The following is a 1,752-nucleotide window of genomic DNA, read 5'->3' as shown; positions in this document are numbered from 1 at the left end:
TTACCACACTAGCTCTCTGAGAGCAATACTAGGAACTGGGCTAGCAGAGACACACGAAACTGGATTTAAGATTAAATACACATTAGTTACTATTGCATGGTGCACATACATGAGGTGAGTGCTGCTGGTAGTGTGATCCTGGCACCGTGCCCCCCTCCTGTACAGCACATACTCACAGAATATATGCAGTACATATCTTAAAAAATATGTAAAACACAGAGACCATGCAGTATGGTAAAAATAAATTGCCAATATGGTTTCATGGAATATAATATGACTTAATAAGCACTGATATATTGAATCATGCGGTTCATGGTTCTTGTGGCAGTATATACGTGTATATAAAGCTACAAAGGTACAGGTTCAAATCCGCTTGGTTCAAAATATTTATATATGTTATATGTTACCTGATTCTTAAAATTATTCCTGCTGTGTGATGTGCTGAACCTTAAATTAGGGTGGCTACCTCCCTTGTGGTGCATGTGCAACATATAAATAGAACAAGCGCCGAAACGGTTGTCCTCAGGCAGGTAGCCAAAAGATGTCAAGGCATTTTTTGCTCTCAAAAAATACCAGGACATGTTTTTTTTGTGAACTATAAACGGTTACATTTTGAAAACAAGAACAAGCGCCGAAGCGGTTCTTCACAAAATTAACACACGAAGTGGAATAAATGGGAAATGGTTACAACTTATAACAAGCGCCAAAGCGGTTGTTTTTATATCTATAAACGGTTACATTTTGAAAACAAGAACAAGCGCCGAAGCGGTTCTTCACAAAATTAACACACGAAGTGGAATAAATGGGAAATGGTTACAACTTATAACAAGCGCCAAAGCGGTTGTTTTTATATCTTTATTCAAAACAAGTAATCGTACAAAGTGATGTTTAAGTTAAGTTATGGACAAACACATTACCGTGGGAGCGTGGAAATTAATTGTTTCAGATTAACAACCACATCAACGTTCACTCCTTACGGTGGTTTGCGTTCGGCGTGTGGAACCCGCGTGTAGACTACTTTCCTGCAGCAACAGCAGCAAGGGCATAGCCGACACGCGACCACAACGCTCGAGGCGATGGAGAGGGAGACCCACACGAGACACAGGAAGAGGAGGCAGCGGGAGGCTGCCTCATTGGGAGTTTGGTTTGAGGTGAGTGTCCCCTCCTGGAACAAGGTGACGAAATCGAAAAAGGGTACCCGTTCTCTCTCCCTGCCCTGGATAGTGAGTATGGCATGACGATGAAGAATCATCGACAAGTCCACAAACAGTTCTTGGACCAGGGCACGGAGGTTGTGTAACCCCTCCACGTCGTCGTCGTCGATGAAGCCCGAGGGGAAGGAGATCAGAAGCTGACCTTTCCACTGCACGTTTGCCGGGATTAGCTCAACGAGCTCGAAATCAGAGACCTGGAGTAGAGGAACCAAACTGAGGAGTCCGTCACGGACAGCAGCAAAGCTGGCTTGACGAACTCCCATCTTGGAGTCCTCGTTCCTGTCGAGGGGAGAGAACTTCGGTAATATGATGACGACGCCATGCTCCTCAGAGTCCTCCCCAGAACAGTTGTCAGTAGTTGAAATTTCTAAACCTGGAGTCCAAAGGGTTGTGTCAGGATCGACTTTCTCCACAAGGAAGCAGCGGGAGGGTTCTTCACCAGGTACACCGGGGTCGTCCGCCTTTCGACGGTACGCAGAACTGTAGGACCCTGAGGTCACCCAGTACCTCATGCCCGGAGTGAGTTGGTCTCTAACAC

At 45.4% G+C, this 1,752-nt stretch carries 1 protein-coding gene; it reads right to left on the bottom strand.

The features are described from left to right. Positions 1-973: 973 nt before the first annotated feature. On the bottom strand, positions 974-1,752 hold a 779-nt coding region (locus ACN0IC_RS15260), incomplete at its 5' end, for a hypothetical protein (RefSeq protein WP_416879608.1).

Origin of the sequence: Litorimonas sp. (assembly GCA_029936425.1) — a bacterium.
GTDB lineage: Bacteria > Pseudomonadota > Alphaproteobacteria > Caulobacterales > Maricaulaceae > Litorimonas.
Note: the sequence above shows the minus strand (reverse complement) of the source record. Positions and strands in the feature narration are given on the sequence as shown.